The sequence below is a fragment of the Streptomyces sp. NPDC057682 genome, from assembly GCF_042799575.1.
Taxonomy (GTDB): domain Bacteria; phylum Actinomycetota; class Actinomycetes; order Streptomycetales; family Streptomycetaceae; genus Streptomyces.
In genome coordinates, this window is sequence record NZ_JBHVIN010000014.1 from 190,311 (window position 1) to 203,310 (window position 13,000).

The following is a 13,000-nucleotide window of genomic DNA, read 5'->3' on the forward strand; positions in this document are numbered from 1 at the left end:
TTCCCAGACTCCGTACGCGGGACCCCCGGAGGGGGTGTCGTCCCCCCGGGGGTCCCGTGCTCAGCCTCCGCAGTGGAAGCGGGCGTCGCCCCAGTCGGCGTGGTCGTTGCCGTTGCCGTCCCCGGCGTCGTCGACGACCAGGTCGACGTACTTCGCCCCGGTCACGTCGGCGGTGAGCGACCAGGCCCCGTCCGCGGCCCGCAGGACCGGGGACGTCACCTTCCGGGTGCCGTCCGCCGCGACGGAGAACCGCACGCTGCCAGCGGACTTCTGTACGTCGTCCACCCCGACCTCGGCGGTGAACGAGGTGCACCGGCCGCCCAGGTAGTAGCGGATGCTCGCCGGGGCGTGGCTGCCCAGGCCCTTGGTGTAGACGGTGCCGTCGACGGTCAGCGGGGTGCCGTCGCCGGTGCCGGTCTCGCCGTTGGACAGATCGCGTTCGACCGGTCCCCAGCCGTTGGTGGACGCCGTCCAGTCCAGGTCACTGGCCCAGCTGTCGGTGGTGGGCGGCGGCGGAAGGGTGCGTACCGAGGTCTGGGCGCCGAGCGTGCGGGACTCGCCGCCGGTGGTGTACGCGGCCTCGGCGCTCAGCGTGTACGTGCGGTAGGGGGCGTCGACCGGCGGGGTGACCCGCCAGCTCGCGGTGGCCTTCGCGCCGGCCGCGACGGAGTCGAAGGTGACGGCGCCCGCGGGTTCGGCTGTCCAGCCCTCGGGGAGGGCGAGGGTGACCGAGACGTTGGTGGCGGCGGTGGCCTCGTGGTTGGTGAAGCTCGCCGTCACGGGGGTGGCGGTGCCGGGCTCCAGGGTCTCGGCGCCCGGGTCGAGGGTGAGGGTGCCGCAGGCGGCGCGTTCACCGGCGGGGGCCTCGCCCAGGTCGGTGACGGTGAAGTCGTCCAGGACGAAGTCGGCGCCCTCGGGGGCGTCGCCGCGCTTGCGCAGCCCGGTCCAGGTGTCGCCGCAGCCCGCGGTGACGGTCTCGGTGAAGCGGCCGGTGGTGTGCCGGGCGCCGATGGCGGTGGTCCGGGTCTCGACCGAGGACGGGGTGCCGTCGGCGGTGATCCGGTCGTAGCCGTCGACCCATTCGTAGGCCCCGGCGTGGCTGGACTGGTAGGAGTACTCCACCCTGTAGCGGTGGCCGTCGGTCATCGGGACGGTCCAGGGGGCGGTGCGGTAGACGAGCCCGGTGTTCTCCTCGTGGGCCTTCAGCGACTCCTTGCCGCCGAGGACGTCGTCGACGAGCTTCCCGTTCCAGCCGGCCTGGGTGTACGGGGCGTGCAGCTGGGAGATGCTGGTGCGGGGGTCGGTGGAGCCGCCCGCGTCGCCCTTGAGGAAGGGGCCCCAGCCCTGGTCGACGTGTTCGAAGTCCTCGTGGACGACGGTGCCGGCCGGGGCGGCGGCGGGTGCGTCCGCGACGATGCGGACGTCGTCGGCGCGGACGGTGGCGCCGCTGCCGGCGGCGGCCTCGATCCGCAGGGTGGTGCGCCCGTTCGCCGGGGCGGTGAAGACGACCCCGGCGCGCTGGAAGTAGGTGCCGTGCCAGTCCGAGGCGGCGACGTAGTCCTTCGCGGTGGAGCGGTCCACGGCGACGGTTTTCCCGCCGGCCGACAGGGTGGTGTGCCGGGTCTTCCCGGGCTGGACCTCGATGAGCGCGGAGGCGGTGTAGCGGGCGCCGGGCGTCAGTCCGTCGATCCGCTGCGATACGGCGGCGGTCGCGGTGCCGGAGAGCTTCGCGCTGTTGCGGCCCTGTCCGTCGGTGTCGCGGGCAACGGTCCCGGTCTTCGTCCAGGCGCGCAGGCCGGCGTCGTTGAAGCCGGGGTCGGCGACGGGGGTGCCCTCGCCCCAGGCGGGGTCCGCGGCCGCGGGTGCCTGGTCCGGGTAGAGGACGTAGGGCTGTCCGGCCTCGGCGGTCAGCGTGATCCGGCCGTCGACGGGCCGTACGGTGCCGGTCTTCACCCGGCCGTTGTCGGTGAGCCGGTAGACGGTGTAGCGGCCGGTGGAGGGCACCTGCCAGGTGGTGGTGCCGCCCTTCTGGCTGTAGTGGTAGAGCTTCTTGCCGCCGTCCCACGGCAGCAGGTAGTCGGTGCCGCTGAGGACCGTGCGGCCGTGGTCGTGGAAGGTGCGCTTCCCGTCCTCGACGGTGCCGGTGACCCCGCCGGTGAACGTGATGTCGTTGCCGTTCCAGCGGATGATCTTCTGCTGCTGGAGGTACTTGGCGGGCAGATCGCGCTGCCAGACGTTGGCGTAGAAGGCGTTCCAGTCGGTCTCGCCGGTCCAGCCCTCGAACTCCTCGATGGCGCTCTGGCCGAGGACGGGGTCGTTGTTCCAGACGTCCTTCTCGCTGTTGCGGATGAACCGGATGATCCGCGAGTTGAGGCCCTTGTTGGTGGCGCCGCCGTAGTCGAGGTCGTTGGCCCAGTGGGACCAGAGCGAGCCGCGCTCGAACTTGTCGGCCCATTCGCTGGAGACGTTCCAGCCCTGCTTCTGGAGGGACCGGAGGGTCTTGTCGGCGATCCAGCCGTGCGTGTAGTAGACGTCGATGTACAGCATGCCGAGGTTGCTGTCGGTCTCGTCGCGGAGCTGCTGGAAGCGCTTGGCCAGGTCGCCGCTGTTGAGGTCGCGGCGCTGGTCGATGTAGTAGCTCTGGTTGAGCCAGTTCCAGCCGGGTTTCGACTTGTCGACGAGGGTCTCGTCGAACGCCTTCGCCTCGGGGTAGGCCTCGGTGGCGTTGACGTGGACGCCGAAGCCGGCGCCCCACTTCTTTCCGGCCTTCAGGAGCTTGTTGAGGTCCTTCAGCCCGCCGGCGCGCTTGTTGTAGTCGCCGCCGTAGTCGGGGTGGGCGGAGTCGTGGCCCTCGGAGGCGTAGCCCTTGAGCAGGGCGAACTGGCCCAGTCCGTCGGTGGCCAGGGAGATCCGCTTGACGTCGTCGAGGGTGCGCAGGAAGGGGTGGGTGGCCTGGCTGGCGAAGTTGAACGGGATGTGGGTGATGACCCGGTCCGCGGTGTCCTCGCTGCCCGGGGCGGTCACGCCGATGGTCCGGAAGGCGACGGCGCCGTCCTGCCAGTCGACGGTCCGGTCCCCGTTGGCGTCGGGGGTGACGACGATCTTGGCCCAGGGCAGGTCGTCGCCGCTCTCGGGCTGCGGCGCGCCCTCGCCCCGGTAGGTCCACTGGCCGGACCACACGCCGACGCGGGTGGTGCCGTCGTCGTCCTTGCAAGCCTGGTGCCAGAAGCGGGCGTCGTCGCCGCCGGTGGCGCCGGAGGGCTTGTCGTACGAGGAGTTGGACTCGACGGCCGCGGCCAGGGAGCCGGTGTTGACGATCGCGTAGGTGGCGCCGAGCGGGGCGGCGTCGGCCGGCGTGGCGTCGGTGACCTTCGCGAAGACGTCGGCGGTCCGGGTGGAGTCCGGGTCGAGCTTCGTGAAGGCGGTGGCGGCCCCGGGGTCGGTGCCGGCGACGGAGACGAGGTCGTGGCCGGGGATGTCGAGGGTGGACAGGCGGAAGGCCGCGGTGTCGCGGACGGCGGTCACCTTGAAGGTGGTGGCGCGTCCGGAGACGGTCAGCGAGGCGTCGATCTCCACACCGGGCAGGTCCGCGAAGACCAGGGTGTAGCGCGCGGCCGAGCCGGTGATCACGGGGGCGCCCTTGAGGTGGACGGGGTGCGCGGTGCCGTTGAGGGTGACGGCGGTGACCGGGCGGGTGCTGCCGGTCAGGACGGCCCCGGTGGCCCGGTCGGTGTACGCGAGGACGCGGGGGAAGTCGTCGGCGACGGCGACGGAGAGCTGCGCCGATCCGATGACCGGGGCGTCGGCCGGTACGGCGGCGCGGGCCGCGGCGGGCGAGGGGGCGGCGGCTGTGGCGGGCAGAGCGGTTCCCACCAGAGCCAGGACGGCGGCTGAGGCGGCGGCTGCGACGCCCGCCGAAGTGAATCGTGGCGACATGGGCTCTGCGTAGTCGTCCTGTCCGCGCACCGTCAACGACGGACGGCTCCGAGGGCCGCTCCAGTCCAACAACCGCGCCGCGTAAGTCCAAGTGGCCCGGCTGGGAACCGCCTTCGCCCCCGTGTTCGGTTCCTGATCACGGCGGATCGGACAGGGCACCATCACCCCGCCAAGTACCGTTCCTCATCATCGAGTTGTGAAGACTCCCGGTTTTTGAGAGCGCTCTCAGTCATAAGTCTTGACGGCCGTGGCGGCTCTCGCGAAAGTGGTGCGCACCGCGGACGCCTCCCCGGACGACAGCGCCGTCCGCATCCCCCACACCCCGGAGTCGCCTTCATGATTTCGCGCAGAATGTTCCTCTCCGGCGGCCTCGCCGCCTCCGCCACCGCGCTGACGTACCCCGTATGGGGCAGCGCTCTGAGTCCGAGTGCCTCGGCCTCGGCCGCGACCTGCGAACTGGCCCTGGTGAACCGCTCGTTGCCGGGCCGCGTCAACGCGTACGTCACCGGCCACGAACAGGGCACCGACCGCTGGGTGCTGCTCCGCGCGGACGGCGGGGTCTACCACCCGGACTCCCCCGCGGCGCCGCAGACCCCGCTGCCGGTCGACTGCGCGATCCCGCTGAACGCGGCGGGCGGGGCGCCGGTCGTCCTGACGCTCCCCCAGATGTACGGCGCCCGGGTGTACTTCGTGCGCGACGACACCCTCGACTTCTTCCTCAACCCGGGCCCCGCCCTGGTCGAACCGGCCTTCTCCACCGCCACGGACCCCAACTACGGGCGCACCTGGTCGTTCTGCGAGTTCACGTTCAACCCGCAGCAGCTGTACGCGAACATCAGCTACGTGGACCTGGTGACGGCACTGCCGATCGGGCTGACCCTGGAGGGCGACACCACGCACACGGTGGCCCCGCTGCCGGACGGCGCGGTGGACCGGATCGCGGACCAGCTCATCGCCCAGGCGGCGGCCGACGGCCAGCCGTGGGACCGGCTGGTGACCCGTGGCGCGGACGGCCGCGTCCTGCGGGTCATCTCGCCGCAGAACCTGATGGCGCCCTTCTTCGACCGTCCGGACCAGATGCCGTTCCGCGATCTGTTCACGGCGCAGATCGACCAGGTCTGGGAGAAGTACCGCTCGACGGACCTGCGCATCGACCTCCAGGGCGGGCGCGGCCTCCGCACGGGCCGGGTGAGCGGCGACCTCCTGACGTTCGACGGCGGCCACACCTTCACCAAGCCCGTCTCCAAGGACGTCTTCACCTGCAACCACGGGCCGTTCACCAACAACCCGGCGGACAACGACGACAAGAAGGCGCTGCTGGCCCGGCTGGCGGCCGGCTTCAACCGCTCGATCATGCTCAGCCACCCGGACCAGCCGAACGGCACCTCGGTGGCCGACTACTACCAGGGCGCGGTGACCAACCACTGGTCGAGGATCGTCCACGCCAACAGCCCGATCGGCTACGCGTTCCCCTACGACGACGTCCGCCCCGACGGCCAGCCGGACGTCTCGGGCGCCGCGAACGACGGCAACCCGAGGCGCTTCACGGTGGCCGTGGGGGCCTGACCGCCTCCGGACATACCGGTGCCCCCGTCCCGGGACGGGGGCACCGGTATGTCCGGAGGCGGTCAGCAGCCGCCGCAGTTGTAGTACGTCACGTCCCAGTGGTTGCCCTCGTCCGCGTAGATGTTGCCGGAGCCGGACTTGTACTGGGGCGCGCCGTCGCCGCGCAGGCCGATGTAGCTGAAGACGCCGTGCACGTAGTTGGTGAGGCAGGTGGTCTTGCCGAAGTCGAGCTTGTAGCCGTTCCAGTGCGAGTACGTGCCACTGGCGTGGCCGGTCTCGGTGCCGCCGGTGATGTTGAGGGCGCAGCCGGTGGCGCTCTTGAGCGTCTGGGCGCCCTGGGCGGTGGCCAGGTTGAGCTGGTCGAAGGAGGTGCAGGTGGAGACGTTGCGGTTGGAACAGCCTCCGGAGGACGACCAGGTGATGCCGGAGGAGCTGAACCGGGCGGTCGCCTGGCTGTGCGTGAGCTTGGTGACGGCGTAGGCGTCCGTCGTACCGCTGACGACACCGACGCCGGGGGCGAAGAGCGCGCCGAGGACGAGGGCGAGGGCGGTCAGGACGGGGCGCAGCGTCATTCGGGACACCATGGGGGGTCTCCTCCTCCTGTGCATGACAAAGATGGCGGCTCGATACTGCCCGAGTTCTACGCGCGTCCGCCAGAGGGCGGGCGGTGACGGTCACGTGAACACGGGCCCGCCCCGCCCCCTCGGCCGGACCCACCCCCATAACAACAGGAACCCTAGATGTTGAACTTTGAACAAGATGGGTCTACAGTGAATCTCGTTGAAGGTTAAACAACTACGACGAGCCCCCGCTCGATCGCGTCCCCGAGGAGGAGCCATGGCTCTGTTCAACCGCAAGAACACCACCGCCCCCGCCGCGACCACCCCCGTCGCCGTCGACCCCGCCCTGGCCGCCCTCACCGGCGACTACACGATCGACCCGGCGCACAGCAGCATCGGCTTCACGGTCCGCCACGCGATGGTCACCAATGTGCGGGGCACCTTCGGTGAGCACGAGGGCAGCCTGAAGCTGGACGGCAGCGACCCGGGCGCCTCCACCGCCTCGATCGACGTCAAGATCGCCAGTGTGGACACGGGTATCGCCGACCGCGACGGCCACCTGGTGAGCGGCGACTTCTTCGACGCCGAGAAGTTCCCCCTGATGACCTTCCGCTCGACCTCGGCCGAGCAGCTCGGCGGCGACAAGTACCGCGTCACGGGCGACCTCACCATCAAGGACGTCACCCGCCCGCTCGCCATCGACCTGGAGTTCAACGGCTCCGCGACCGACGTCTACGGCAACGAGCGCGTGGGCTTCGAGGGCAGCGCCGACATCCTGCGCTCCGACTGGGGCCTGACCTGGAACGCGGCCCTGGAGACCGGCGGCGTGATGGTCAGCGACAAGGTGAAGCTGAACTTCGACATCTCCGCGATCAAGGCCGCCGCCTGATCCTCCCCGGAACCGAGCGCCCGCCGTCCGCCCCTACGGGGGTGGGCGGCGGGCGCTCGGCGTTTCCTTCTTGCGACTCTGCATCACGATGTAGTACTTCTTATACATGAGCGAGCAGGTGCACAACAGGCTGGCGGTCGTCCGCGCGGAACGCACGGTGTCGCGGCAGGCCCTGGCCGAGGCGGTCGGCGTCCACTACCAGACCATCGGCTACATCGAGCGCGGGCAGTACAACCCGAGCCTCGATCTGGCCCTGCGCATCGCCGAGTTCTTCGGCCTGCCGGTGGAGGCGCTGTTCTCCTTGCGACCGTTCCGCCCGCTCACGGACGAGGTGTACGGGAGGAAGCGATGACGACCACGGCCAGGACCGCGCCCACGCGCTACGACCGGCGGATGTTCGCCCTGATGAACGACGGCCGGGCGAGCGCCCTGTACGCGACGGCCGCGCGCCGCCGCACGGCGGTCGCCGCCCATGCCGCCCTGACGGCCGGGGGTCTGGCCGCCGGGATCCTCTCGTACACCGGCGACCGCGCATGGCCGCCGTTCGTGCTGCTCGCCCTGGTGCTGCCCTGGTGCGTGGCCACCGGCGTCCTGAACGGCGCCACGCGCGGCCTGCTCGAACTGCGCACGCCCGTGCTCGACGAGCGCCAGGTCCGGGAGCGGGACCGGGTACGGGCCCGCGCGCACCGGCTGACGACGCTGCTGCTGGCCGTCGCCCTCGGGGTCGTGGCCGGCGGTTCCTGGGCCGGTCGGGTGGAGGCCGCCGCGCTGCTCGTGCCCGTGCTCGCCACGGTGTTCGTCGCCCACTGGCTGATGCCTCTGTGGGTGGCGGGGCTGGCGGTACGGGACGAGCCGGAGCCGGACGAACTGGGCTGAGGTCTCACGGCTGCGGGCCCGGGGCCCGCACGGCGGGCGGGGTCCACCCGCTCCGTAGCGGCGACAGGAGGACGGGCACGACGCTCACCGTCATGCCCGCCGCCCCGGCCCACAGCGTTCCCCGGGCGCCGAGCACCGTGCCGGCGGCGCCGCCGAGCAGTCCGCCGAGCGGGATGCCGCCCCAGGACACGAAGCGGACGGTCGCGCTCGTCCGGCCGAGGAGCCGGTCGGGGGTCAGGGCCTGCTGGAGGCTGGACTGCGCGACGACGCGGACGACCCCGCCCAGCGAGAGCGCGGCCAGTCCGGCGGCGGCCGCGCAGACGCTCCAGCCGGGCCGCGCGAGCGGCATGAGGGCGGTGAGCGGGCAGGTGGCCAGGGTCGCAGCCCAGACGACCCGGCCCTGCCCGATCCGCCGCGCTGCCACGCCCGCCGTCAGCGCCCCGAGCAGCGCGCCGCACCCCATGCCCGCGAAGATCAGCCCCATGCCGAACGCACCGAGGGCGATCTCGCGTTCGAGGAAGACCAGCAGCATGCTCTGGTACATCACCAGGCACAGGTTGAACAGGGAGTCGCCGAGCATCACCGCCCGCAGCACGGGGTGCCCCAGGACGAACCGCAGCCCCTCCCCGATCTCCGCCGCCAGCCGGCGGCGCCCGCCCGCGCGCGGCGGACGCCCACCCGTCCGCAGGGTGAGGGCCAGTAGCCCGGACAGGGCCATGCCCATCGAGCCGGCCAGCAGGGTCGCGGGGGCTCCGACGAGTGCGACGAGGGGGCCGGCGAGTGCCGGTCCGCCGATCGAGGTCACCGAACGGACGGTGGAGAGCCGCGCGTTCGCCTCCACCAGCCGGTCGCGCCCCACCACCTGGGGCAGACAGCTCTGGTACGCGACGTCGAAGAAGACCGTCAGCACCCCGTGGACGAGCGCGACCGCGTACAGCCACTCGATCGTGAGGAGCCCCGCCCACCACGCCGACGGTACGGACAGGAGCACGAGAGCCCGGCCCAGGTCGGCGCGGACCATCACGGACCGCTTCCCCGCCCGGTCCACCCACGCCCCGGCGGGCAGCCCGACGAGCAGCGATCCGGCCGTCGTCATCGCGGTCAGCAGCCCGACCTCGAAGGCGCCGGCCCGCAGCGCCGTGAGCGCGACCAGCGGCAGGGCGAGGAACACGACCCGGTCGCCGAGCTGGCCGAAGGCCGTGGCGGCGAAGAGCCGCGCGAAGTCCCGGTCGCGCAGCACCCCGGGGCGGGCCGTGCGCGGAGCGTCGGTGCCTCCGCCCCCGTCCTCGCACCTGCGGGCGGACTCCGAGGTCCCGCTCATGAGCCGGACGGCCGGGACGGTCCGGACCCCTGGGAGATCGGTGAGGCCGGGGAGTCAGGCGAGTAGGGCGAGTGAGGGGAGTCCGGGGACGGGCGGGGCGCCTCGGCCCCGAACTCGTAGACGACCTCCCGCCGCGCGTCCGGGACGACCAGGTCGGCCGTCTCCACCGGGCGCCCGTCCGTCGCGTAGATGGTGCGCTCGATCCGGAGGACGAGATCGCCGGCGCCGATGCCCAGCAGGTGGGCCTGGGCCCGGGTGGCGCGGGCCGGGCGGGGGATCTCGACGACGGTGGAGACGGTGATGCCGATCGCGCGCATCCGCGCGACCACGCCCTGCCCGGCGAGGGGGCCGGCCTCCGGCAGCCGGACCGGTGTCCCGTCCGTGAGGGCGGCCGGTTCCCAGGACTCCGACAACTGGACGGGCTGCCCGCCGGCCAGGAACTCGTAGCGGGTGCGGACGCACGGCTCGCCGGGTGCGACGGCCAGGCGGGCGGCGATGTCCTCGGGGGCGGGGACCCCCACCCGGCTGTCCGCGTCCCAGGAGTCCGCCGCGCCGCGCTCCCGGGGATCGGGCCGTGCGGGCGAGGCCCGGCGCCGTTCGCGGTGCCGGGAGCGGACGAGGCGCAGCCGCTCGCGCGGAGTGGTGACGTAGGTGCCGGATCCGGTGCGCCCCTCCAGGAGACCGTCGACGGCCAGCCGTTCGACGGCCCGCTGCACGACGTTCCGCCCGACCCCGTACTCCTCGGCCAGCCGCGCCCGGGACGGCAGTCGCCCGCCGGTCCCCCACTCCCCCGCGAGCACGCGTGCGCGCAGCTTCTCGGCCACGGCCAGGTAGGGGGCTTCTCGGGGCACGGCGGACCTCCGCATCGTCCGGGACGGGATGACGCCGGGCCCCGGACGCCGGGGCCCGACGCGTGGGAAAGCTACTGCACCGCCCGGAAGCTGATGCAGTAGCTTTCCCGCCCGTCGCCGGGTCAGCCCATGCTCTTCGCGCCGTCCAGCGATTCGCGGATGATGTCGGCGTGACCGGCGTGCTGGGCGGTCTCGGTGGCGATGTGCATCAGCACCTGGCGGACCGACCACTCCTTGCCGGGCTCGTTCCAGGGCGCCTTCGGCAGCGCGTGGCGCAGGTCGAGGTCGGGCACGGTGGCGACCAGCTCGTCGGTCCGGCGGGCGGCCTCCTCGTACGCGCCGAGCACCCCGGCCAGCGTCTCGCCGGGCAGCATCCTGAACTCGTCGGCCCGCCGCGCGAAGTCCTCCTCGGTCATCTGCGTGAAGTCCGGCATCGCGGAGGCCCCCTCCACGGCGAACCCGGCCCAGGACCGCTCCACCGAGGTGACGTGCTTGATCAGGCCGCCCAGACAGAGCGCGCTCGCGGTGGTCCGCAGCCCGGCCTGCTCGTCGGTGAGGTCGCGGGTGGTGAAGCGGAGGAAGTGGCGCTGCTTGGCCAGCATCTCCAGCAGGTCGGCGCGCTCGCCGGTGACCGCCGGGGCCTCGTTCTCGGTGCGGTTGATCGTCTGGCTCGCGGTCATCGTTCTGCCTTCCGTCGGTGCCTGTTCCCTCGAACAAGAACCACCGTAGGCGGGCTATAGGCCAGGCCATGTCCTATACGGGAGGGGGTGCGGTCGCTTTCCCGCGACCGCACCCCCTCATCGCCGCCACCTGCTGATCCACCGTCAACGACGGCGTACCTTCAGGGCGTTGTCGGTACGGGTGACGGGGTTGCCGTCCGGGTCGTTCTGGACGCGCTCGTGCTCGGCGCTGAGCAGGACGTCCCATTCGCCCTCGGGGAGTTCGAGGGAGGCCAGCACCTCGTCGGTGGTGGGCAGTTCCATGTGCGCGTGGTCGTGGTCCCACGGCGGGAAGCCCGCGTGGCCGACGATCAGGAGGACTCCGCCGGGGGCGACGGCCCGCGCGGCGCGGCGCAGGATCTCCTCGCGGGGCAGGTCGCCCATGGAGTGCAGGAACTGCGCGGAGACCAGGTCGAACTCCCCCTCGGGGAAGGTGACCCCGAGGTCGTGGAACTGCCAGTCGATCCGGTCCGCGACGCCCGCCTCGGCCGCGTGCTCGGCGGCCCGGCCCAGGGCGACGCGCGAGATGTCGGTGGCGGTGACCTGCCAGCCCCAGCGGGCCAGCCAGACGGCGTCCGCGCCCTCCCCGCAGCCGAGGTCGAGCGCCCGCCCCGGGGGCATGCCCTCCACCTCGCGGACGAGGACGGCGTTGGGGTTGCCGCTCCAGATCCGGTGGCTCTCTCGGTAGCGCTCGTCCCACATCTCGGCGTCGGACGGCTGTGCGGTGTGGTCGGTGGTCATCGGGTTGCCCCCTCCAGTCCGTGGCGACGGTCTCCCGTCACCTTCTCGCACACCTCGCGCTCGGCGCGGGCGGAGAAGGGCGCGCGGCGGGCCTCGACCGCGCGCCGGGTGTCGTCGGCGATCAGGTCGCCGTTGATGGCGGCCCCGGCCTTGAGCCCGGCCGCGGCGGCGACGATGACCTGGTCCATCAGGCTGGCGACGTTACCGGCCACCCACACCCCCGGCACCTCGGTGGCCCCGGCCGGATCGGCGGCGATGTACGTCCCCAGGGTGTGCCCGCCCGCCTCCAGCGGTACGGGGCGCAGGCCCAGCCCCTCCAGTACGCCGGAGCGCGCGGTGAACCGCGGCTGCACGACCACCGCGTCCCGCGGTACGACGCGCCCGCCGGCCAGCACCACTCCGGTGACGCGGCCACCGGACGCCTCCAGCCCGGTCACCTCGCCGTCGACCACGGCGATCCCGCGCGCGGCCAGCTCCTCGTACTCCTCCTCCGTCGGCTCGTACGCGTCGCGGAGGAAGAGCGTGACGTCCGCGCTCCACTGCCGCCACATCAGCGCCTGGTGGACGGCCATCGGCGTGACGGCGATGATGCCGATCGCCGCGTCCCGCACCTCCCAGCCGTGGCAGTACGGGCAGTGCAGCACGCCCTCGCCCCAGTGTTCGGCCAACCCCGGCACCGCCGGCAGCTCGTCGGTCAGCCCGGTCGTCACGAGCAGCCGCCGGGCGGTGACGGCCGTGCCGTCCGCCCGTACGACCCGGAACCCGTCCCCGTCGGCCAGCCGCTCCGCCGAGACGGCCTCACCCTCCTCCACCTCGACCCCGTACCCGGCCACTTCCTCGCGCCCGATCGCCAGCAGTTCGGCGGGCGGGGTGCCCTCCCGGCCCAGGTAGTTGTGCATGTGCGAGGCGGGCGCGTTGCGCGGGCTCCCCGCGTCGATCACCAGCACCGACCGCCGGGCCCGCCCCAGGGCCAGCGCCCCGCTGAGACCGGCGGCCCCGCCGCCGATCACCACCACGTCGTACGTACGCGTCTGCGTGTTGCTCATCCGAAGCACCTCCATCTACGAGAGATGGTGCGCACTCACCCCGGATTCGGCAAAGATCATTGCCGGAACGGCAAACTCACACCAGACGATCTTCCCCGGCTTCCGCTCCCCCACCCCCCACGCGTCCGCCAGCGCCGACACCAGCACCAGCCCCCGCCCGCCCTCGTCGTCCCCGGCCGGCAGCGGCCCGCCCGGCCGCACCTCCGGCACCTCCCCGTCCCCGCTGTCGTGCATCTCCACGCGGAGCCGCCCGCCCTCCCGCTCCCAGAACACCCGCACCCGGAACCCGCGCCCCGGCGGCACCCCGTGCACGAGCGCGTTCGTCGCCAGTTCGCTCACACAGAGCACCACTTCATCGGCATTCACTTCGCACGCCCATGCGTCCAGCGCCGCCCGCACGAACCTCCGTACGAGCGGGATCGACCTGCGTTCCCGCCGGTAGAACGCCTCGCGGAAGCAGGGAAGTTGAGTTGTCTCGTTCACGAGACGAACATC

Annotated in this window: 12 protein-coding genes; 4 read left to right on the forward strand and 8 right to left on the reverse strand. The window is 72.5% G+C overall.

Going from position 1 to position 13,000, the window contains the following annotated elements; genetic code table 11:
* Positions 1-60: 60 nt before the first annotated feature.
* Positions 61-3,936: an endo-alpha-N-acetylgalactosaminidase family protein gene (locus ACFVDM_RS25455; RefSeq protein WP_383644397.1), complete on the reverse strand. Its 3,876-nt coding sequence runs from the start codon at positions 3,934-3,936 to the stop codon at positions 61-63.
* 336 nt (positions 3,937-4,272) lie between these two features.
* On the opposite strand from ACFVDM_RS25455, the gene ACFVDM_RS25460 reads away from it, so the two are divergent.
* Positions 4,273-5,502 carry a glycoside hydrolase family 64 protein gene (locus ACFVDM_RS25460; protein ID WP_383644400.1) on the forward strand — a complete coding sequence of 410 codons (1,230 nt, stop codon included), beginning with the start codon at positions 4,273-4,275 and terminating at the stop codon, positions 5,500-5,502.
* A 62-nt stretch (positions 5,503-5,564) separates the two neighbouring features.
* Here ACFVDM_RS25460 and ACFVDM_RS25465 read toward each other — a convergent pair whose 3' ends face one another.
* Positions 5,565-6,086 carry a hypothetical protein gene (locus ACFVDM_RS25465; protein ID WP_383644403.1) on the reverse strand — a complete coding sequence of 174 codons (522 nt, stop codon included), beginning with the start codon at positions 6,084-6,086 and terminating at the stop codon, positions 5,565-5,567.
* A gap of 253 nt (positions 6,087-6,339) precedes the next feature.
* Here ACFVDM_RS25465 and ACFVDM_RS25470 point away from each other — a divergent pair, with 253 nt between their 5' ends.
* From ACFVDM_RS25470 to ACFVDM_RS25480, 3 genes are all read left to right on the forward strand, one after another.
* Positions 6,340-6,951 carry a YceI family protein gene (locus ACFVDM_RS25470; protein ID WP_383644406.1) on the forward strand — a complete coding sequence of 204 codons (612 nt, stop codon included), beginning with the start codon at positions 6,340-6,342 and terminating at the stop codon, positions 6,949-6,951.
* Between the two features lie 106 nt (positions 6,952-7,057).
* Positions 7,058-7,303: a helix-turn-helix transcriptional regulator gene (locus tag ACFVDM_RS25475; protein ID WP_383644409.1), complete on the forward strand. Its 246-nt coding sequence runs from the start codon at positions 7,058-7,060 to the stop codon at positions 7,301-7,303.
* On the forward strand, positions 7,300-7,827 hold the full coding sequence (locus tag ACFVDM_RS25480; RefSeq protein ID WP_383644412.1) for a hypothetical protein: 528 nt from the start codon (positions 7,300-7,302) through the stop codon (positions 7,825-7,827). The genes ACFVDM_RS25475 and ACFVDM_RS25480 overlap by 4 nt, the downstream gene beginning before the upstream one ends.
* A gap of 4 nt (positions 7,828-7,831) precedes the next feature.
* Here ACFVDM_RS25480 and ACFVDM_RS25485 read toward each other — a convergent pair whose 3' ends face one another.
* From ACFVDM_RS25485 to ACFVDM_RS25510, 6 genes are all read right to left on the reverse strand, one after another.
* A complete protein-coding gene (locus ACFVDM_RS25485; protein WP_383644415.1) occupies positions 7,832-9,148 on the reverse strand; it encodes an MFS transporter in 1,317 nt (438 codons plus the stop codon).
* On the reverse strand, positions 9,145-9,999 hold the full coding sequence (locus ACFVDM_RS25490; protein ID WP_383644418.1) for a GntR family transcriptional regulator: 855 nt from the start codon (positions 9,997-9,999) through the stop codon (positions 9,145-9,147). The genes ACFVDM_RS25485 and ACFVDM_RS25490 overlap by 4 nt, the downstream gene beginning before the upstream one ends.
* A 122-nt stretch (positions 10,000-10,121) precedes the next feature.
* A complete protein-coding gene (locus ACFVDM_RS25495; RefSeq protein ID WP_383644421.1) occupies positions 10,122-10,679 on the reverse strand; it encodes a DinB family protein in 558 nt (185 codons plus the stop codon).
* 144 nt (positions 10,680-10,823) lie between these two features.
* Positions 10,824-11,459, reverse strand: coding sequence for an SAM-dependent methyltransferase (locus ACFVDM_RS25500; protein ID WP_383644425.1), 636 nt, complete (start codon positions 11,457-11,459; stop codon positions 10,824-10,826).
* Complete coding sequence (locus ACFVDM_RS25505; protein WP_383644428.1) at positions 11,456-12,505, reverse strand: NAD(P)/FAD-dependent oxidoreductase; 1,050 nt, start codon at positions 12,503-12,505, stop codon at positions 11,456-11,458. Before ACFVDM_RS25505 ends, ACFVDM_RS25500 begins: the two co-directional genes overlap by 4 nt.
* A 15-nt stretch (positions 12,506-12,520) precedes the next feature.
* A complete protein-coding gene (locus ACFVDM_RS25510) occupies positions 12,521-12,988 on the reverse strand; it encodes an ATP-binding protein (protein WP_383644431.1) in 468 nt (155 codons plus the stop codon).
* Positions 12,989-13,000: the final 12 nt, after the last annotated feature.